The sequence below is a fragment of the Halostella salina genome, assembly GCF_003675855.1.
GTDB classification, from domain to species: Archaea; Halobacteriota; Halobacteria; order Halobacteriales; family Natronoarchaeaceae; genus Halostella; species Halostella salina.
This window is the reverse complement of sequence record NZ_RCIH01000008.1, coordinates 215887-235179: the sequence shown is the minus strand read 5'-3', so window position 1 is coordinate 235179 and position 19293 is coordinate 215887. Positions and strand designations below refer to the sequence as shown.

General features: G+C 69.1%; 17 protein-coding genes. 11 read left to right on the top strand and 6 right to left on the bottom strand.

Annotation, left to right across the window (positions count from 1 at the left end; translation table 11 throughout):
* Positions 1-77 precede the first annotated feature (77 nt).
* Positions 78-2219 carry a PAS domain S-box protein gene (locus tag D8896_RS16255; protein WP_121823168.1) on the top strand — a complete coding sequence of 714 codons (2142 nt, stop codon included), beginning with the start codon at positions 78-80 and terminating at the stop codon, positions 2217-2219.
* Positions 2220-2244: 25 nt separating this feature from the next.
* On the opposite strand, the gene D8896_RS16250 is transcribed toward D8896_RS16255, so the two are convergent.
* The gene (locus D8896_RS16250) at positions 2245-3006 is read right to left on the bottom strand and encodes a ThuA domain-containing protein (RefSeq protein ID WP_121823167.1); all 762 of its coding nucleotides are present in this window, start codon (positions 3004-3006) and stop codon (positions 2245-2247) included.
* Positions 3007-3070: 64 nt separating this feature from the next.
* On the bottom strand, positions 3071-3829 hold the full coding sequence (locus tag D8896_RS16245; protein ID WP_121823166.1) for an MBL fold metallo-hydrolase: 759 nt from the start codon (positions 3827-3829) through the stop codon (positions 3071-3073).
* A 256-nt stretch (positions 3830-4085) separates the two neighbouring features.
* Between D8896_RS16245 and D8896_RS16240 the strand changes: the two genes are divergently transcribed.
* The 3 genes from D8896_RS16240 to D8896_RS16230 are packed head-to-tail and all read left to right on the top strand — an operon-like array spanning position 4086 to position 6653.
* Entirely contained in the window at positions 4086-5573 is a 1488-nt protein-coding gene (locus D8896_RS16240) for a DUF7289 family protein (protein WP_121823165.1), read from the top strand.
* Positions 5574-5625: 52 nt separating this feature from the next.
* Positions 5626-5814, top strand: a complete 189-nt coding sequence (locus tag D8896_RS16235) for a hypothetical protein (protein WP_121823164.1) — start codon at positions 5626-5628, stop codon at positions 5812-5814.
* A complete protein-coding gene (locus D8896_RS16230) occupies positions 5811-6653 on the top strand; it encodes a BKACE family enzyme (RefSeq protein ID WP_121823163.1) in 843 nt (280 codons plus the stop codon). The genes D8896_RS16235 and D8896_RS16230 overlap by 4 nt, the downstream gene beginning before the upstream one ends.
* 133 nt (positions 6654-6786) lie before the next feature.
* On the opposite strand, the gene D8896_RS16225 is transcribed toward D8896_RS16230, so the two are convergent.
* Positions 6787-7653, bottom strand: coding sequence for a hypothetical protein (locus D8896_RS16225; protein ID WP_121823162.1), 867 nt, complete (start codon positions 7651-7653; stop codon positions 6787-6789).
* A gap of 154 nt (positions 7654-7807) precedes the next feature.
* On the opposite strand from D8896_RS16225, the gene D8896_RS16220 reads away from it, so the two are divergent.
* Positions 7808-8827, top strand: a complete 1020-nt coding sequence (locus D8896_RS16220) for a lysylphosphatidylglycerol synthase transmembrane domain-containing protein (protein WP_121823188.1) — start codon at positions 7808-7810, stop codon at positions 8825-8827.
* 81 nt (positions 8828-8908) lie between these two features.
* Complete coding sequence (locus tag D8896_RS16215; RefSeq protein ID WP_121823161.1) at positions 8909-9673, top strand: enoyl-CoA hydratase/isomerase family protein; 765 nt, start codon at positions 8909-8911, stop codon at positions 9671-9673.
* Here D8896_RS16215 and rdfA read toward each other — a convergent pair.
* Entirely contained in the window at positions 9670-10317 is a 648-nt protein-coding gene (gene rdfA / locus D8896_RS16210; RefSeq protein ID WP_121823160.1) for a rod-determining factor RdfA, read from the bottom strand. The genes D8896_RS16215 and rdfA overlap by 4 nt on opposite strands.
* Positions 10318-10461: 144 nt before the next feature.
* Between rdfA and D8896_RS16205 the strand changes: the two genes are divergently transcribed.
* The 5 genes from D8896_RS16205 (at position 10462) to D8896_RS16185 (ending at position 16665) form a co-directional block, all read left to right on the top strand.
* Complete coding sequence (locus tag D8896_RS16205) at positions 10462-12243, top strand: archaea-specific SMC-related protein (protein WP_121823159.1); 1782 nt, start codon at positions 10462-10464, stop codon at positions 12241-12243.
* A 99-nt stretch (positions 12244-12342) separates the two neighbouring features.
* Positions 12343-12840, top strand: coding sequence for a hypothetical protein (locus D8896_RS16200; RefSeq protein ID WP_121823158.1), 498 nt, complete (start codon positions 12343-12345; stop codon positions 12838-12840).
* Positions 12837-14336 (top strand): UbiD family decarboxylase, encoded by a 1500-nt coding sequence (locus D8896_RS16195; protein WP_121823157.1) that lies wholly within the window; start codon positions 12837-12839, stop codon positions 14334-14336. The genes D8896_RS16200 and D8896_RS16195 overlap by 4 nt, the downstream gene beginning before the upstream one ends.
* Positions 14333-15718, top strand: coding sequence for a UbiD family decarboxylase (locus D8896_RS16190; protein ID WP_121823156.1), 1386 nt, complete (start codon positions 14333-14335; stop codon positions 15716-15718). Before D8896_RS16195 ends, D8896_RS16190 begins: the two co-directional genes overlap by 4 nt.
* Complete coding sequence (locus D8896_RS16185; RefSeq protein ID WP_121823155.1) at positions 15715-16665, top strand: MBL fold metallo-hydrolase; 951 nt, start codon at positions 15715-15717, stop codon at positions 16663-16665. The genes D8896_RS16190 and D8896_RS16185 overlap by 4 nt, the downstream gene beginning before the upstream one ends.
* On the opposite strand, the gene D8896_RS16180 is transcribed toward D8896_RS16185, so the two are convergent.
* Together D8896_RS16180 and D8896_RS16175 are read right to left on the bottom strand one after the other, a co-directional pair.
* Positions 16635-18044, bottom strand: a complete 1410-nt coding sequence (locus D8896_RS16180; RefSeq protein ID WP_121823154.1) for an OB-fold domain-containing protein — start codon at positions 18042-18044, stop codon at positions 16635-16637. The two genes, D8896_RS16185 and D8896_RS16180, sit on opposite strands and share 31 nt — an antisense overlap.
* Positions 18041-19210: a thiolase C-terminal domain-containing protein gene (locus D8896_RS16175; RefSeq protein ID WP_121823153.1), complete on the bottom strand. Its 1170-nt coding sequence runs from the start codon at positions 19208-19210 to the stop codon at positions 18041-18043. The genes D8896_RS16180 and D8896_RS16175 overlap by 4 nt, the downstream gene beginning before the upstream one ends.
* Positions 19211-19293 lie beyond the last annotated feature (83 nt).

Sequence of the window (19293 nt, the reverse complement as noted above, 5' to 3'; positions counted from 1 at the left end):
TTTTCTCCAAGATAAAAACAAAAGTGGTTTACTTAGTGAGATTAAACGTCCGTGCACACACCGGGTAATTCGACAGTATGTCTAAGGAAATGAAGATTCTGTATGCGGGACGCGATACGGATCTCGCGACCGAGACCGCGAGGTCGATCCGACGGGAGGACGGCGGGATCGCCGTCGAGACGGTTACAGGGACGGAGGACGGTCTCGCACGATTCGACGAGTCGGACCACGACTGTGTCGTCGCCGCCTACGACCTGCCACGGTCGAACGGTATCGAGTTCCTCGAATCGGTTCGGGACCGATCGCCGGACCTCCCGTTTATCCTGTTTCCGGCCGACGGCAGCGAGGCGATCGCGAGTCGCGCGATGTCGGCCGACGCGACCGATTACGTCCGGCGGCACCCGGACTCGGAGGGCATCGCCGAACTCGTCGACCGGATCGTAGACTGCGTCGACCGGCACCGGGCGCGTCGGTCGACCGAGCGCACGCACCGATTGCTCACGGAACTCGCCGAGCACACCGTCGACTGCCTCTGGGTGACCGACGGCGACTGGGAGGAACTGCTGTTCATCTCCGGGTACGAATCGGTCTGGGGGCGCTCCGAGGCGGCGATCAGGGAGGATCCGCGGGACTTCCTGAACGCGGTCGACCCCGAGTATCGCGAGTCCGTCGAAGGGGCGATGGAGCGACTCTCCGACGGCGAGGTAATCGACATCGAGTTCCCGATACGGAAAGGGGACGGCGAAACCGGGTGGGTCTGGGCCAAGGGGGAACCGGTGTTCGACGACGGCGAGGTCGTCCGCGTCGTCGGCTTCACCCGGGAGATAACGGACCGCAAAGCACGCGAACAGGACCTCGAACGCTACGAGACGCTGATTCAGGAGACCACGGACATCGTGACCGTCTTGGATCAGGACGGCACGGTCCGCTACCAGAATCCCGCAGTTGAGCGCGTCCTCGGCTACGACCAGGACGAACTCGCCGGGGAGAACGCGTTCGATTACGTCCATCCGGAGGACCGGCCGACGGTCGTCGACCGGTTCTCCGACCTCGTCTCCGAGCGGAACGAAACGTATCGCGTCCAGTTCCGGATGCAGCATGCCGATGGGTCGTGGCGATGGCTGGAGTCGGGTGCGACAAACCGGACCGAGACGGCGCTCGACGGCTACGTCGTCGCCTCGCGTGACATCACCGAACGGGTCGAGAACGAGCGGGAACTCGAACGCTACCGGGAGTACACCGGCCGGATCTTCGACGCGATAGACGACCTGTTTTTCGTCCACGACGAGGACGGCAACATGCAGCGGTGGAACGAGCAGTTCGCGGCTGTGACGGGATACGACGACGAGGCGATCGTCTCGATGAAGGGGTCCGATTTCGTCCCCGAGAGCGACCGGGGGCGAGCGGCGTCCCGGATCGAACAGGTATTCGAGGAGGGCCACGCGCGACTCGAGGCGCCGATCCTCACAAGCGACGGCGATACGATACCCCACGAGTTCGTCGCGAACCGGGTCGAGCATCCGGACGGCGAACTGCGGCTGGCCGGGATCGGCCGGGACGTGACCGAGCGAAAGCGCCACGAGCGGGAGCTTGAACGGCAGAACGAACGGCTAGAGGAGTTCGCCTCCTTCGTCAGCCACGACCTCCGGAGCCCCCTTCAGGTGCTCTCGGGATCGATCAAAGCAGCAGAGGAAACGGGCGACGACAGCCACTTCGAGCGATGCTACCAGACGCTCGACCGGATGGAACGGATGATCGACGACCTGCTGACGCTGGCCCACGAGGGTACACTCGCGGTCGACCGGGAACCGGTTCAGCTTTCGGATCTGAGCGAGCAGTGCTGGCAAAACGTCCGGACGACAGGTGCCGAACTCACCGTCGAGAGCACGCAGACGATCCTCGCCGACCGCGACCGGTTCACACAGCTCATGGAAAACCTGTTCCGCAACGCGCTGGACCACTGCGACGACGATGTCAGAGTCGCTGTCGGCGACATCCCCGACGGCTTCTACGTCGAGGACGACGGTCCCGGCGTCCCCGAGGGGGAGCGCGACAGGGTGTTCGACATCGGGTACACGACCGACCCCGACGGCACCGGGATCGGACTCCGGATCGCAGAGGAGATCGTCGCGGCCCACGGCTGGGAGATAGATGTTCGTGCGGGCGGGGACGGCGGCGCTCGGTTCGAGATTACCGGCGTGGAGGAGCCCGACGGATAGTTCCTCGCGTCCCGCCGCAGCCGACCTAGTGGACGCTCCGGTCGTCGTCGGTGTCGATCGGCTCGACCGGGTCGGAGTTGCCGGTTGCCGACGACGCGCCTTCGCCCGGCGCGGCCCACGCGACGGCGTTCCGCAGCACCTGCCTGATCTCGGGCTGGTGGTACACCGGATACGTCTCGTGGCCGGGCCGGAAGTAGAACACGCGCCCCTCGCCGCGGGTGTAACAGCAGCCCGATCGGAACACCTCGCCCCCCTCGAACCAGGAGTTGAACACGAGCGTCTCCGGCTGGGGGACGTCGAAGCGCTCCCCGTACATCTCGGCCTCCGGCACCTCGATGTACTCGTCGACGCCCGCGGCGATGGGATGGCTCGGTTCGACCACCCATAGCCGCTCGGTTTCGGCGGCCTCGCGCCACTTCAGCGAGCAGGTCGTCCCCATGAGCGCCGTGAAGATCTTCGAGTAATGGGCCGAATGCAGAGCGATCAGCCCCATCCCGTCGAGGACGTGTTCCCTGACTCGCTCGACCACCTCGTCAGCGACCTCGTCGTGCGCGGCGTGGCCCCACCACGTCAGCACGTCCGTCTCGGCCAGCACGTCCTCGGTCAGCCCGTGCTCCGGTTCGTCGAGCGTCGCGGTCCGTACTTCGAACTCCGACCCGGTATCGCCGTCCGCCTCCCTCAGCGCGTCGGCGATAGCGCCGTGGATCCCCTCGGGGTACAGCTCCGCCACCTCGTCGTGCTCGCGCTCGTGTCTGTACTCGTTCCACACTGTCACGCTGATCGTCATGGGCCGTGCTACCCTCACCGAGAGGAAATAGGTTCCGTCTCGCCCCGTCCGTTCCCCGACCGCGTCAGAAGTCCTGTTCGGCCAGGGCCACCGGCACGCCCCGTTTCGCCACGTCGGCGGCGAACGCACCCGAGTCGGACCGCAGGTCGGAAAACGTATTGTAGTGGATCGGAACCACGAGTCCGGGGTCGAGGTCGGCGGCGAGGGCGGCCGCGTCGTGGCGGTCCATCGTGAAGTTCCGCGAGATGGACGGCAGGAGCACGTCCACGTCGAGCGTGCGATGCTCGTCGAGCACGTCCGAGTCGCCGGGCCAGAAGCAGCGGACGCCGTCGACGGTCGCGACGAACCCGCAGCCGAAGCCCTCCGGGTGGAGCGGCTCCCCGCCGCTCGCGTTCGGTCCGTCGGGCAGGTTGTACGCCGGCTGGACGGACACCTCGACGCCGTCCACGGACACCGTGTCCCCGTACCCGACCCGTCGAACGTCGTACGGAAGATCCTCCGGTTCCCGGACGTCGCGGCCGCTGTTGTCCGCGACGCCGTCGGCCGACACCGCCTCGTACACGACCACCGTGGCGTCGTCGGCCGCGACGCGTTCGATCCCGTCGTCGTCGTAGTGGTGGTCGTGGGTCACCAGCACCACGCCGCCATCTTGGGCGTCGTATGCGCCGCCGCTCGGGTGGTCCGCGCCGCCGTACCGGTCGGCCCACTCGCCGCGCAGGACGCCGTAGCGCCCGGGGTCGGTGTAGACGACGGCGTCGTCGCCCGCGATCCGCGCCGTCGCATAGCCGAACCAGTCGATCGAGAGCCCGCGGTGTCGTACCATGCCGCGCCGTTGCACTCCCCGGTACTAAACGGATCTGATAATCGGGGTGGAACGCTGCCCTCGATCCGGTCGACAGTCAACGCCGGCTCGTCGGGAGCGCACCGCCGAAACTGCGTCGCTACCGCCCGTCTCCCGTTTGCCCAACCGGACCTGAAGCCCTGAAACGTTTACTTTCGTGCTATCCGAATAGATTATGTGCTTTGACAGCTCAGATCCGAACGAACATGGGGGATTACGAACCGGGGAGAGAGGGGCCGTGACGGGGAGTCGACGGGGCCAGTCGGAGGTACTGGCGCTGGTGCTCCTGTTCGGGATCGTGGCCGTCGGGGCCGCCGGGATCATGCTCGTCGGCGGGACCGCCGTTTCCGACATGGAACAGCGGTCGGCGAACGAGAAGTCGGAACAGGCGTTCGTGGAACTGCGCCAGACCCTCGGGACGGCGGCGCGTGACCAGAACCAGCCGCAGTCGGTAGATCTGGCGGTCGGAAAGGGCGGTGCCGTGGCGAGGGAGGACACCGGCTGGATCCGGGTCGAGTCCGACGCCCTCGACGACGACCTGAACGTCACCATCGGCACCGTTGAGTACTCCGGGACGGACGGGACGAAGCTCGCCTATCAGGCGGGTGGCGTCTTCCGCGAGACCGGCAACGCGACGCAGGTGGTCTCCAGACCCCCCATCGACTACGCCAGCTCCGACAGCACGCTCACGTTTCCTGTGATCACTGTCGCCGGCGACGAGACGCTCGGCCCGGGGGAGCTACAGGCCGTCCACGAGAGCACGACGACGTACAAAGAGGCGGCGGTCCTCGAGGACGAGAACGTCAAGATCACCGTCAAGAGCGACTACTACCGCGGCTGGGAGCAGTACTTCCGCGCCCAGGCCGGCGACCCCGTCGTCCAGGAGGTCGACCACGAGAAAAACACCGTGACCGTCCAGTTCGGCTACGACGAACTCGACCAGGCGTTCGACGCGGGCATGATCCACACTCCCGGGGGGCTCGACGACTTCTGTACGGGTAAGGGGTGCACCATCGGCGACACCGCCCGCGACGGCCGGATGCGGCCGATAGACCCCGTCATCCACGATATCGTCAACGACACCGAGGACGGGACGACCGACGTCGACCGGGACCTGGGTGTCGTCGACACGTCGTACACGGGCTCGGACGAACTGTCGGACGGGACGTACGTCGCCGACCGGATCGAGGGTGGCGACCTCGAGTTCGACCTCTCGGAGGGGAACGCGACGCTCGTCGTCGACGGCGACATGGACATGGGCAACGTCACGGTCACCGACCACGCGGACGACCACACGCTGAAGATATACACGACCGGGGACCTGTACATGCAGGGCGGCGGTGCGATCTGCGTGGAACCCTGTGACGAGAACACGGACGCCTCGGTGATCCAGGTGTACGGTACGTCCGAGATGGGCGTCGACTTCGGCACGGGCGGTAGCCCCCGCTTCGAGGGTCTGCTCTACGCCGCCAGCGACGAATCCTCGTGGGGCGACAGGGCGGGCCAGTGCGACACCGACATCCAGGTCTGCATCCAGTCCAACCCCTCCATCTACGGGTCGATCGTCTCGGCCACGGTCGACGCTCACTCGTCGGCCGCCGAGTTCGAGTACGACGAGAGCCTCGCGGGCGAGGACATCGAGCTGTACCCGGGCCAGTACACGCTCCCGCCGCCGATCACCTACGTGAACATCAACCACCACCGCGTCGAGGTGCGGGACGCCTGACCCGCCCGGCTCGCCCGCCAACCGTTAACTCGTCGCGGCACGTGGCGACGGTATGACCTGTCCGCACCTCGCGTACCGCCACGCCGACGACGAGCGGGAGTTCGGCCATGACCGCGCGTACTGCACCGTCGCCGAGCGGTTCGTCCAGCCGATGCGAGCCGACATCTGCAACGACCGCCACGACCTCGACCACGCCGAGCACTGCGAGATCTTCCGCGAACACGACGGGGCGGAGCCGTGACGTACGAGGAGTTTCTGGGCGGCGAACCGCTGGTCGTCACCGCCGCGCTCACCGGCGGCGTCCACGGGAAAGAGGCCAACCCGAACCTCCCGGAAACCCCCGAGGAGATCGGCCGTGCGGCGGCGGCAGCCGAGGACGCCGGGGCGTCGGTGGTCCACCTCCACGCCCGGCGGCCGAACGGCGAGCGGTCCTTCGCCACCGAGCGGTTTCAGGAGATCGACGACGCGGTTCGCCGTCACGCGGACGACGTGGTGATCCAGCACTCGACCGGCGGCACCGGCGCGCCGGACGCCGACCGGCACCTGCCGCTCCGGACGGACCCGCCGCCGGAGATGGCGTCGCTCGACATGGGGCCGCTGAACCGGTACGAGCACCTCACGAGCGAGAACACCCGGGGGCTGGTCGACTCGCTCCATGCGGAGATGCGCGACAGGGGCATCAAACCCGAACTGGAGGTGTTCAACGACGGCCACATGAACGAGGTCCACGGGTTGCTGGAGCGGCGTGACCTGTCGGACCCCGTGTACGCGACGCTCATCTTCGGCGGCGGGACGCTCACCCGGCCGCGGCCGCGCAACCTGCTGAACGCCGTCGACAACCTCCCCGACGGCGCGCGGTTCAACGTCCTCGGGTTCGGCCAACACCAGTTGCCGTTCGCGACGCTGGGCATCCTGCTCGGGGGCCACGTCCGCGTCGGACTGGAGGACAACGTCTACTATCGGCAGGGGGAACTGGCCGAGAGCAACGCGCAACTCGTCGAACGCGTGACTCGCGTCGCCGAGGAACTCGGTCGCGAGGTGGCGACGCCGGCGCAGGCGCGGACGCTACTCGGCCTTTGACCGTATCGCACGGTTTGCTGTACCCCTGCGCCCGAACTACCGAACTCCGATCAACCCAGCATCATAAAACCGAGTCGCTGTTGCCTATCGCACCCCGTCTCCATTCGGTGCCTGGATCCAACTGATGACACGTTTAACCGTGGGGGGCAGCTGATTCGACCTCCAGCCACGGCACCTCGACCAGCGGTGGAATGTGGGTCTCGATGTGGTGTTCCCAGACGCCCTCCTCCCCGAACGCCTCGCCGTGGTCGGCGGTCACGACGACGGTTCCATCCAGTTCCGGGACCAGTTCCGCGACCGATTCGAGGACGATCCGGAGGTTCTCCTCGTACAGCGCCATCGCCGCCTCGCGGGTGCCGTTCTGCACGATCGAGGCCGGATCGAGTTCGAGCCACAGTCCTGCCTTTTGCATGAACTCACTGCTTTCGAGGGTGCTCTCTAGCTTCGGCCGGACCGTGTCGAGCATCGACCCGCCGTCGTCGCCCCCGGCCTCCGCTTCGTCCTGTTTCCGGATCCCCTTCTGGATCTTGTGTAGCTTCTGCCCTTTCCCGCGGGCGATGTAGGGCGCGTGGGGCTGCATGTAATGCAGCACCGTCCGCTCCGTCCGCTCGTCGGCGTGGCGGTGCTTTCGGAACGCGTCCGCGATGTTCCCCGGCGGGATCGTCCCCAGGTCGTCGTCCCAGTTGGTCTTCCACACGTCGAACACGTCGCTGATGTGGTCTGCGGCCGTCCACTCGTAGTCACAGCTAGCGCCCCACTTGAGTTCGTTCAGCGGGATGTCGAGGTCGTTGATAAACGGGTTGCCGGAGAAGTACGCGATATCGTGCTCCCCGGTGAACGTGCGGTAGGCCCACTCCGGCGTCGACGACCCGTTGCTCCGGCGCTTTTCCAGGCTTCCCCTCAGGTATTCGTCGTACACGTCGCTGAACACGTCGTACCGACAGGCATCGAGGACCAGACAGTAGTCCCAGTCCGACTCGAGGAAGCTCTGGTCTTTCATTAGTTTGTGAAACGTATCAAGTCGACCCACGTATTTTTATTGGTTGTTGATACTGGCAGTGATGGGCTCCCGTGTGTACCGAACGGGCTCGGTCGTGGGCTCCGCCACTGTCGATCAGTCGTTTCAAGTGTCGATACTCCCATTCGACAGTCACATGGACGACCGAAACCGGTACGTCGCCGTCCTTGGTCTGGTCGGGGCTATCGCCGTCTTTGTCGTCCTGTTCTCGCTCGTCGGCGTACGCCGCGTCGCCGATTCCCTGCTCTCCGCAAACCCGGCGCTCGTCGCGGTCACGTTCGGGCTCGCCCTCTGCTGGCTGGTTCTCTGGAGTCTAATGCTCCGGACCGTTCTCGCGGCGCTGTCCGTCGATATCCGGCCGGTAACGTCGTTTTTCGTGTACGCCGGTGCCGTCTTCGCCAACAACGTCACGCCGTTCGGTCAGGCGGGCGGCGAACCGGTCGCCGCGCTGATCATCTCGAAGGTGTCGGACACGCGCTACGAGACCGGACTGGCCGGGATCGCGAGCGTCGACGTGATCAACGTCGTCCCCTCGATCTCGCTGGTCTTCGTCGGCGCGAGCTACTACGCGACGACCGCCGCCGTCGGCGAGCGGATCGAAACGGCCGTCGCCTCCGCGGTTGTGCTCGTCACCGTGATCGTCTCGGTCGTGTGGCTCGCGTGGGGCCGCCGGGAGTCGATACGGACGTGGGTTCCGAAAACTGTGGGCAAAAACATCGGTCGTCTCGGTTTTAATCGTTTCGATCCGTCATCGGTCGAGGCGGACCTCACCGACCGGATCGGGCGGTTCTTCGGCAACATCGAGCGCGTCGGGACCGACCGGTGGCGGCTCGCGACCGTGGTGGCGCTGTCGCTGGCCGGGTGGCTCCTGCAGGCGGGCGCGCTCCTGGCCGCCTTCGCTGCGCTGGGGTACAGCGTCCCGCCGTACGTGTTGCTGTTCGTCGTGCCGCTGGCCAACGTCGCGGGTGCCGCGCCGCTTCCCGGCGGTCTCGGGGGGATCGAGGCGGCGTTCGTCGCGCTGCTCGTGCCGACGACCGGGGTGGAGGCGTCGGCCATCACGGCCGCCGTCCTGATCTTCCGCGGGGCGGTGTACTGGATGCCGCTGGTGATCGGCGGTGCGGCGGTGACGGCGTTCGGCGTCCGGACTATCCGGTGACCCCCGGCGCACCAGCGACCGTTACGGCAACCCGCCGTCGCCGAACCGAGTTATAAGTGCGCGCCCTCCGGAGGTGGAACCATGCACGTCAGTGACGAGGACGCGGTCAGACACGTCACGTTCGACCGACCGGACGCGAGCAACGCCTTCACCGCCGACGCGGCCAGCGAACTGGCGGCCGCCCTGGACGACCTCGATCCGGCAGTACTGGACGCCGTCGTCGTCACCGGCGAGGGCGACGCGTTCAGCGCCGGCGGCGACATCCAGGCGATGGCCGAGCGCGACGAGACCGCCCGCGAGGCGTACGACAGGGTTCGTGAGACGCTCGGCCGCGTCGCCGAGCGCGTCCTCTCGGCTCCGGTCCCGGTCGTGGCGAAGGTCAACGGCGACGCCGTCGGGGCGGGCCTCTCGCTCGTCGCCGCCGCGGACTTCGCGTACGCCGCCGCTGACGCACGTCTCGGAGCCTCCTTCATCAACGTCGGTCTCGTCCCGGATATGGGCGGGACCGTGACGCTCCCGCGGCTCGTCGGCCTCCGGACGGCGAAGGAACTGGCTTTCACCGGCGACCTGATCGACGCGGAGCGCGCGGCCGAACTCGACCTGGTCAACGAGGCGGTCCCGGCCGACGAACTGGACGACGCCGTCGACGACCTGCTGGGGACGCTGTCCGCCCGCCCCACGGAGAACATCGCGCTGGCGAAGGCGGCGATCCACGAGAACCTCGGGCAGCCGGTCGACGACGGACTCAAGCGCGAGGCCCACTTCCAGACGCTCGCGTACGACACCGACGCCCACGAGGAAGGCGTCGAGGCGTTTCTGGAGGGCCGCCGCCCCGACTTCGACTAGTCGCCGACCTCGCTGGACTGCTCCCGGCCGGCGCCGTCGGCGTGTTCTCGGCAGACGTACCCACGGTCGACCGCCTCGGAGAGTGGCGTGCGGACGTGACAGACGGGGCACTCCAGCCGCACGTCGACGGTGATCTCGGCCGCGTCGCCGTCGGCGATCTCCCCCTTCGACGCCAGCGAACGGACCGCCTCGTCGGCCTTCTCCTCGGTCCGCTGGGCCGCGATGCGGACGCTCTCTTGCTCCCAGTCGGAGCTGGCCTCCTCGGTCTCCTTCGAGCCGTCGAGGCAGTCGTTCAGGTGGTGTCGCATCGTGCTCCACGAGACCATGCTCGACGCCAGTTCGTCGGCGTCGATGCCGGCGGCCCGGAGGTCGTCGGCCAGTTCCTGTCGGGTGAGGTCGTCGTCGGCCCGCAGCGCCTCGTACTCGCTGTCTAACCTGACGCCGGTCGCTTCCCGGTTGTGGTCGTCGTACACCCGCTTCAGCAGGCGCTTGTTGAACCACTCGGTCAGCGATCGGTAGCCGTCGGACGACCGCCCGTCGTCGCCGGTCCAGCGCTGCAACAGGTAGTCGTCGACGCCGTCGTACGCCGACTGGGTGACGTCGAGGTCGTACTTCTCCGCCACGGAATCGATCTTACAGCTCATGTGGTCCCCCGACCGTCGCGGTCATCGTCGGAACTCACCCGCCTCGGCTTCAAAAAAGTTGCCACGCGGGGTGCTGACGGCACGTCGACGCCGATTCTACTATGTGAGTAGTAAAACTTAACGCCGTCCGTGCGAACACCCGGTATGACGTGGGACCTCACTGCGGAGAACATCGCCGGCATTCGCGAGGGAACGGCGACGATACGACCGGGAACCAACGTCGTGCGCGCCGCGAACTGGCAGGGGAAGTCGAGCTTCCTCCAGGCCGTCGAGACGGCGATGGGCACCGTGACGCCGCTCACGGAGGGTGCCGACGCCGGGCGGGTCGAACTCGACGCGCCCGACGACACGTACGCCGTCGAACTGGAGCGACGGAACGGCACCGTGGTCAGCGACGGCTCAGTCTATCTGGACGACGAGTACGACCGTATCCGGGCGGACCTGTACGCCTTTCTCGACGAGGACAACCCCGTCCGCGGGGCCGTCCGGCGCGGCGAGAACCTGGAGGAACTGCTGACTCGCCCGCTCGACTTCGAGAACATCGAGGAGCGGATCGCCGACCTGAAAGCCGAGCGGTCCAGCGTCGAGAGCGAACTGGAGGACGCCCGCGACGCCGCGCGCCGCCTGCCGTCGGTCCAGGAGGACGTGACCCGGCTGGAGGGGGAACTCGACGACCTGACCGACGAGCGCGACGAACTCGCCGCGGAGAACGGCTCCGCCGGGGCCGACGACCGCGAGGAACTGAGCCGCCTCCGCGCCGAGCAGTCCCAGACCGAGCAGCGCGTCGAGCGGCTGACCGACGCCGTCGACCGCATCGACGAGAAGCTCGCGGACGTCCGGGCTGAGTACGACGAGTTGACCGTACCCGACGAGGACGTGAGCGCCGAACTCGCCGAGGTGCGCGACCGCCGGGAGTCGATCCGGACCGACGTGGAACTGCTCCAGTCGGTGTACTCCGCCAACCGCCGCGTGCTGGAGGAGGACCGGGTCGAACTGCTGACGGACCGGGACCGGGGGATCCTCGGCGACGAGATGGGCTGCTGGCTCTGCGGGTCGGAGACGGACGAGTCGGCCCTCCGCGACCACCTCGACGAACTGAGCGACCGCATCTCCGACCTGAAGGCCGAGCGCGCGGAGTACGACGACCGCGTCGAGGAACTGGAGGCCCGCCGGGACGAGATCCGGGAGGCGGAAAAGCGACGCGACGACCTCGAACGCCGCATCGACGACCTGGAGGCAAAGCGCGGCGACCGGGCCGAGAGCCTCGACGCCGCGCGGGAGCGCCGGGACGAACTCGACGAGCGGATCGCCGAACTGGAGGCGTCCGTCGCCGAGCACAGCGACGACCTCACCGACGTGAAAAGCGAGATCAAGCGGGTGGAGACCGAGCTCGACGAGAAACGCGAGGAACTGGAGCGGCTGGAGCGACTCGCCGACCGGCGGGAGACGCTTTCGGCCGAACACGAGGACCTGGGCGAGGAGATCGCGACGCTGCGCAACCGGAAGACGGAGCTGAAACGGCGGACCCGCGAGGCGTTCGACGACGCGATCGACGACCTGCTCGCGCGGTTCGACACGAGCTTCGAGACGGCGCGGCTGACGAGCAACTTCGACCTGGTCGTGGCCCGCGACGGGCGCGAGGCGAGCGTCGACGCCCTGAGCGAGGGCGAGCTCGAACTGCTCGGCATCGTCGCCGCGCTGGCCGGCCACGAGGCGTTCGAGGTGCGCGACCACGTCCCGGTGATGCTGCTCGACCGACTGGGCGGCCTCTCCGAGGAGAACCTGTCGACGCTGGTCGACTATCTCGAAGACAGGGCCGAGTTCCTCGTGTTCACGGCGTACCCCGAACACGACGCGTTCGACGGCAACGTCATCGACCCCGCCGAGTGGGATGTGGTGAGCACAGACGCTGCGGTCCGACCCTGACGGCGCGGGCGGACTGCGTCCCCGACGGTCGCACGGGCTCTCCTCGGCCATACACGACAAGACTTTATCCGGGTAACATGGAAACACATACCACTGGGTATGTCCGACGAATACGTCACGTCCGAAACCAACCTCCCACCCGACCCCGAGCGCGACGAGATCAGTATCCAGGTGACCGACACGGAGACCAAGGAGATCTTCAGCACCCGCGCACGGGTCAGCCGGGACCCCGACGAACTCGCCGACCCCGACCCGCTGACGGTCGTCAAGGGGCCACACGAGAACACGGAGGAGCAGTGGTACATCGAGGTGCTGGAGACGGACATCGACGCCGAGAGCGTCGACAGGGGGACGCTCGAACGGGTGATGGACGAGACGGCGGACGACCCGAACGTCATCAACACGCGGTCGGAGGAGGTGAAGACGCTGCTGCGGTACCTCGTCGAGACCGACGAGTACGGCTCCGTCTCGGAGGCCAGCCGGAAGATCCTGTACGAACACCTCTCGGAGCGCCACCCCGACCTGGTCAACGAGTACGTCGACCTGAAGGTGAAACGCGAGCAGCGCGAGCTGACCGGCGGGAGCGACGGCGGATGACGGTCGACAGCTTCCGCGAGTACCTCCAGCGGCTCGAGGCACGCGACGAACTTGTCCGGGTGGCCGACCCCGTCTCGTGGAACCTGGAGGCGAGCGCGATCACGATGCTGGCAAACGAGGAGGACGACCGGATCCCGCTGTTCGAGTCGGTGGAGGGGGCGCGGCTCGTCGGGGACCCGTACCGCGGCTCCCAGCGCCGGCCGTGGGACCGGATCGCGCTCGGGATGGACGTCCCCCCGGACACCGCGCGTCGCGAGTTCTACGACGAGACGATCGAACGACTGCAGGACCAGCGCGACCCGACGACCGTCTCCCGGTCGGACGCCCCGTGCAAGGAGGTTATCGACACCGGCGACGACGTGAACCTGCTGGACTACCCGTGGCCGTACATCCACGCCGGCGACGGCGGCCGCTACTCCAACCTGCACACGCTCGTCACGCCGGACCTGGACTCGGACTGGGTGGACTACTCCTACCACCGCGCGATGATACACGACAGCGAGACGGCGAGCGTCCTCCTGCTCGCCGGCGAGCAGACGCCGAACCTCTACTACTACAAGTACGAGCGCCGCGACGAGCCGATGCCGGTCGCGATCGTCGTCGGTGCCGAACCGGCGGTGCAGTACAGCTCCGTGATGTGGATCCCAACGGGCCGCAGCGAGGTCGAGTTCGCCGGCGGGCTGAAGGGGAGTCCGGTCGAACTCGTCCCCTGCGAGACGAACGACCTCCGGGTGCCGGCCAGCGCCGAACTCGTGATCGAGGGCGAGATCGTCCCGAACGTGCGCCGCGACGAGGGGCCCTTCGGCGACTACTTCGGGTACATGCACGGCCCCCGCCGCTCGATGCCGGCGCTCCAGGTGACGGCGATCACCCACCGCGAGCGCCCGATCATCCCCTTCTGCGTCGAGGGCACCGGCGTCGGCTACACCGAGAACTCGACGAGTTCGATGGAGATCGGCTGTGTCGGCCCGGACGCGACGCTCGGGCTCCGGGCCGGCGGGTTCGACGTGGACCGCTGCGTGCCGTGGCAGTCGACGCCCCGGACGGTGTACGTCGTCTCGACGGATTCGACCGCGCCGGGCGACCTCCACGAACTGGCGAACTTCATCTTCACGACGTGGGGGATGCTCCACGTCGACTTCTTCGTGTTCGTCGACGCGGACGTGGACCCGCTGGACCAGCGCGCCGTGCTGGAGGCGCTCGCGCTGCACGCCGACCCCGACGAGGACTTCCACCAGTTCGGCGTCGAGTCGATGCCGAAGGTGCCGCTGAACATCTACCAGACGCCCAGCGAGAAGGGCGACGCCCAGACCGGCACGTCGAAAGCAAAGACGGCCAAGGCGTACATCGACGCGACCCGTGAGGACGAGGCAGCCGTCGACACCGCGACCGACGCCGCCGACGCCGAGACGCGGTACTGGGCGCGGACGCTGCTCACGGAAGCGGGGGCCACCCCCGACCGGCCGACCGAGTTCGACGCGGGGGCCGAGCCGTGACCACCTTCGCCGAACACCTCGACGGGTTGCGGGCGGCCGACGACCTGGTCGCCATCGACGAGCGCGTCCACTGGGACACGGAGGCGGCGGTCGTCGCGAGCGAGGCGCTCCGGACCAACTGCGCGGCGCTCCGGTTCGAGGAGACCTCCGGAACGGTCGCCTTCGCCAGCGGGGTGTACGCCGGCCCGGACCAGCTATCGAGCCGGAGCAACCGCCCGTGGCGGCGGATCGCCGCCGGCCTCGGCATGGAGCGGTCGGCGAGCTACGTCGACCTGCTGGAAACGCTCTCGACGTGGGAGACGACGCCCCTCGACGAGGCGGTGTTCGTCGACCCGGCCGCCGAGACGGACGCGGGCGACGACCTGTACGCGCTTGGCCTGCCGACCGTCGACGGCGAGGGGCGACAGTCGATCACGCAGGGCGTCATCGCGGTCGAGCGCGACGGGACGACCTCGTGGGCACCGGTCCGGGGGACGGTCCATCGCGGGTCCCTGCTCCGGGTCACCGTCCCGCGGCCGTTCCTGGACTGGTGCGACGGGGAGCGCGCAGCGAGCATCTCGCTCGGCGTCTCGGCGGCGACGCTCATCGCCGCGCTCCAGGGGTGGACGCAGGACCGCACCGCGCCGGGGGTCCCGGAACGCGCGGCGGGGCTGGCGGACGTGCCCCTGGCGCGGGCCGACGGTCGCGTGGTCCCGGCCGGCGCGGAGGTCCGGATCGACGGCGTCGCCCGGCCGACCGACGACGCGGTCGTCGGACCTGAAGCGACGTGGGAGCGCCCCACCGAGACGGCGACCGTTGCGGTCGACGCCGACCGGATCCGCCTCCGCGAGGACCCGACCGTTCCCTTCGTGCCGCTGGGCGCGCCGCTGGCCGACGACGTGCATCTCGCCAGTCTGGTCGAGGCGGCGACGCTGTACCGCCGGGTCAACAGCTACTGGGGCGTCTCCCCCGTCTCGTGGGTCCAGCTCCCCGTTGAGAGCCGGCTCGGGATCTGTCTCGTCTCCAGCGAGATCCTGTACGCGGGCTTCGACTGGCAGCTCGCCAACGCGCTGTTCTCGTTCTCGGAGTACTTCGACAAGGTGCTCGTGCTGGACGAGTACGCCAGACCGACCGACCTGGCCCGCGCGCTGGACGACATGTGGGTGAAGGCCCACCCCGGCAACGACTGGATATTCAGCGACCCGAACGCGCCGGCGGCGACCGCCCCGGTCTACCGACGCGACGGCGAGACCGGGTCACGGCTGTACATCAGCGCCATCTGGGACCCGCGCTGGGACGAGGACTACATCGCGCCGCGGGTCACCTTCGAGTCGTCGTTCCCGGAGAACGTCCGCGAGTCGGCGCTGGACCGCTGGGCGCTGCTGAAGGAGGACGACGAATGACCGCCGTCCGCCGCGTCCCCGTCGGCGCTGGCACGCCGGAGGGCGTCAACAGCGCGTACGTCCTGCCCGACGCGGGCGTCGTCGTCGACCCCGGACCGCCGGGCGAGGACGCGTGGGACGCACTCCGCGGCGGCATCGACGACGCCGGCCTCGCGCTCGGCGACGTGGAGCACGTCCTCGTCACGCACTGGCACGCGGACCACGCCGGCCTCGCGACGCGGCTCGCGGAGGCGGCGGACGCGTCGGTCGCGATGCACGCCGCCGACGCGCCGCTGGTCGGCGACTACGCGGCCGAGCGCGATCGACGGCTCGAACGCGACGCAGCCGCCCTCTGCCGGTGGGGCGTCCCGGAGGACGTGCGTGACCGGCTGGTCGCATCCGACCGGCCGTCGCCGGTTCCCGACACCTACGACGTCCGCGCGCTCTCGGACGGCGAGTCGGTCGCCGGGGTCGAACTGGTCCACACGCCGGGCCACACGGCCGGCCACGCGTCGTACGTGTACGACGGCCGGCTCCTGCTCGGCGACCTGCTGCTCCCCACGTACACGCCGAACGTCGGCGGCAGCGACACGCGGACCGACGACCCGCTCGCGGACTACCTCGATTCGGTCGACCGGGTCGCGGCCGAGTTCGACCGCGGCGAACCGGGCCACGGGACGACGATGGACGTGGCCGAGGAAGCGGCCGCTGTCCGCGAACACCACTGCGAGCGCGCCCGGCGCGTCCTCGACGCGCTCCCCGAGGAGGGCGGTGTGACGCCGTGGGCCGTCGCCCGCGACCTGTTCGGCGAGATGAACGGCATCCACGCGAAGTTCGGCGCGGGCGAGGCGTCGGCCCACCTCCGCCGACTGGACGCCGCCGGCGCGGTCGAGCGATCGGGCGAGAACCCGGTCGAATACCGGGCGGTCCCCGGAGATCACTCGGTCGGCTCGAACTTGACGCCGTAGCGCGGCACGCCCTCCTGCTCGTAGATCCGGCGCACCGTCGCGCGCACTTCGTCGCCCACCGCCACCGACTCGGGGTCGGCGTCGGTGATCTGCGCCGGGAGCGTGGCGGTACCGTCTTCACCTTCCAGCGCGACCACGGCGACGGCGTACGCGCCGTCCCGCTGCTGCAGTTCCGCGAACTCCGGCGGCGCGCCGCCCTGGCCGATCACCGTCAGCGCGCGGATCGTCCCCGTCCGCGGCGCTTCGAACGCCTCGAACTCGACCCGGGCGTGACACGACTGACAGGCCCCTTCCGGCGGGAACGTGACCCCGCCACACTCCGGGCACTTCCCGGCGACGAGCCGGTAACGCTGGTCGAGCGACCGCCGCCAGTTCGGCAGGCTGACGTGTGCGCCACCGCCGGACACCTCACCCGAGACGACGTAGCCGCGCTCGCGGAGGTAGGTGGCGTAGTCGATCTCGGTGCCGCCGTCGAGGTCGTCGATCCCGGCGACCGACAGGCTGCCTTCGACGGCGAACGCGGCCGCGGTGCCGCCGCCGTAGGGAACCGCGAGCGTCAGGTCGCCGTCCCCCGCGCCGTCGAGCGCCGCGAGCAGGCCGAGCGGGACGGTCGCCGCGCCGGCGTCGCCGACGCGGTCGACGACGGTGCCCGCCGCGACGGCCTCGTTCGAGAGCGGGAGGTCGCCGGTCGCCCGGTACGGGAACCGGCCGTCGGGCTGGTGGACCGCCGCGGCGTCCGCGCCGTCGGGATCGACGTCGAGCGCCGAGACGGCTTCGGTGACCGCCCCGCGGACGGCGTCGCGCTGGTACGTCGTGATGTCCAACCCCTGCACGTCGCCGTCGCCCCGCTCCCGGAAGCGGACGCCGGGCGTCTCGTCGGTGTGCCAGGCGGCGTCGGCGACGGGGGCCGCGGCGTCGTCCGCGACGACGAACGCCGCCGCGCCGGCACCGAACGGGTGGTCGGCCTCGGCCGGATCGCCCTCGGGACAGTCCGCCGCGACGACGAGCGCCGGGCCGTCGGCGTCCAGCGCCCGCGAGAGCGCCGCCGCGCCCGCCGCGGTGTGGCCGGTCTCGGTCGCCGTCGCCGCGGACGCGGGCAGGTCCAGCGCCCGAACGAGCCGCGGCACCAGTTCGCCCTCCTCAAGCGGCGGCGTGGTCGTGGCCGCGGCAGCGAGCGTCAGCTCCACGCGGTCGAGGGCTGCGGCGTCCAGCGCGCGCTCGGCCGCCGCAACGGCCATCGTCAGCGCGTCCTCGTCGGCCGAGGGGACAGCCTTCCGTTCGACGCCGCTCGCGTGGCTGGTGCCCCACGCGTCGGCGAGTTCGTCGGCCGAGAGCCGGAACCGGGGGACGTACGCCCCGGCGGCGGCGATCCCTCTCATGCTCCCGCCTCCCGTTCGAGGACGTGAACGGTGACGCCGCCGCCGCTCCCGCCGACGTTGTGGGCCAGCCCGTACGTCGGGTCGTCGACCTGAACGTACGCGTCGCCGCGCAGTTGCTTGAACGCCTCGACGATCTGGCCCGTTCCGGTCGCGCCGATGGGGTGGCCCTTCGACTTCAGCCCGCCGCTGGTGTTCGTCGGGAGGTCGCCGTCGGGGTCGGTGACGCCCTCTTGGAGGAGCCGTCCGGCCTCGCCACGCTCGCAGAAGCCCAGATCCTCGTAGGCGAGCAGTTCGGCGATGGCGAAGCAGTCGTGGACTTCCGCGAAATCGAGGTCGTCCGGGCCGATCCCGGCCTCCTCGTATGCGGCCTCGCCGGCGCGGACGCTGGCGGGGATGCTCGTCAGCGTGTCGCGCTGGAACAGGCCGACCCGGCCGCTCGACGCGCCAGCGCCCGCGACGCGGATCGCCTCGTCGCTGGTCTCCCGCGCAACGTCCTCGCTGGCGACGAGGACGGCGCTCGCGCCGTCGGTGGTCGGACAGCAGTGATAGAGGTTGAGCGGGTCCGCGACCGCCGGCGCGGAGACGGCGTCGTCGAGCGAGCACTCGAAGCCGAGATGGGCCTTCGGGTTCTGCGCGCCGTTGCCGTGGTTCTTCACGGCGACGCGGCTCAGGTCCTCAACGGTCGTGTCGTACTCGTCCATGTGGGCGCTTGCCATCTGGGCGTACACGCCGGCGAACGTCGCGCCGCTGGTGCGCTCCCACTCCGTCTCCCCGCTGACGCCGAGCCACCAGCGCGTGTGGTCGGAACTCGCGTCGGTCATCACCTCGTAGCCGCCGGCGAGCGCCACGTCGACCATGCCGGACCTGACCGCGGTGACGGCCTGCCGGAACGCGTAGCCGCTCGCGGCGCAGGCGTTCTCGACCCGGGTCGTCGGGACGCCGTGGAGACCGAGGTGTTCGGTCACCGCCGGCCCGGAGAGCCCGATCTGCCGGCCGCCGACGCCCAGCGTGCCGAGGTACGCTTCGTCTATCGAGTCGGGCGGGAGGTCGCCGTCGACGCTGTCGATCGCCGCGTCGAACGCGTCGTCGAACAGCGTGAGGTACGTCTCCTCGGGGAACGAGCCGAACGCCGACTGCCCCGCCCCGACTACATACGCGTCTCGCATGGGTCCGTCTACCCATGCCTGAACCAAAAGTGTACAGGTGGTCGGGCCGCCGGGACGAGCCGATGCCCCCTACACTTTTGTCC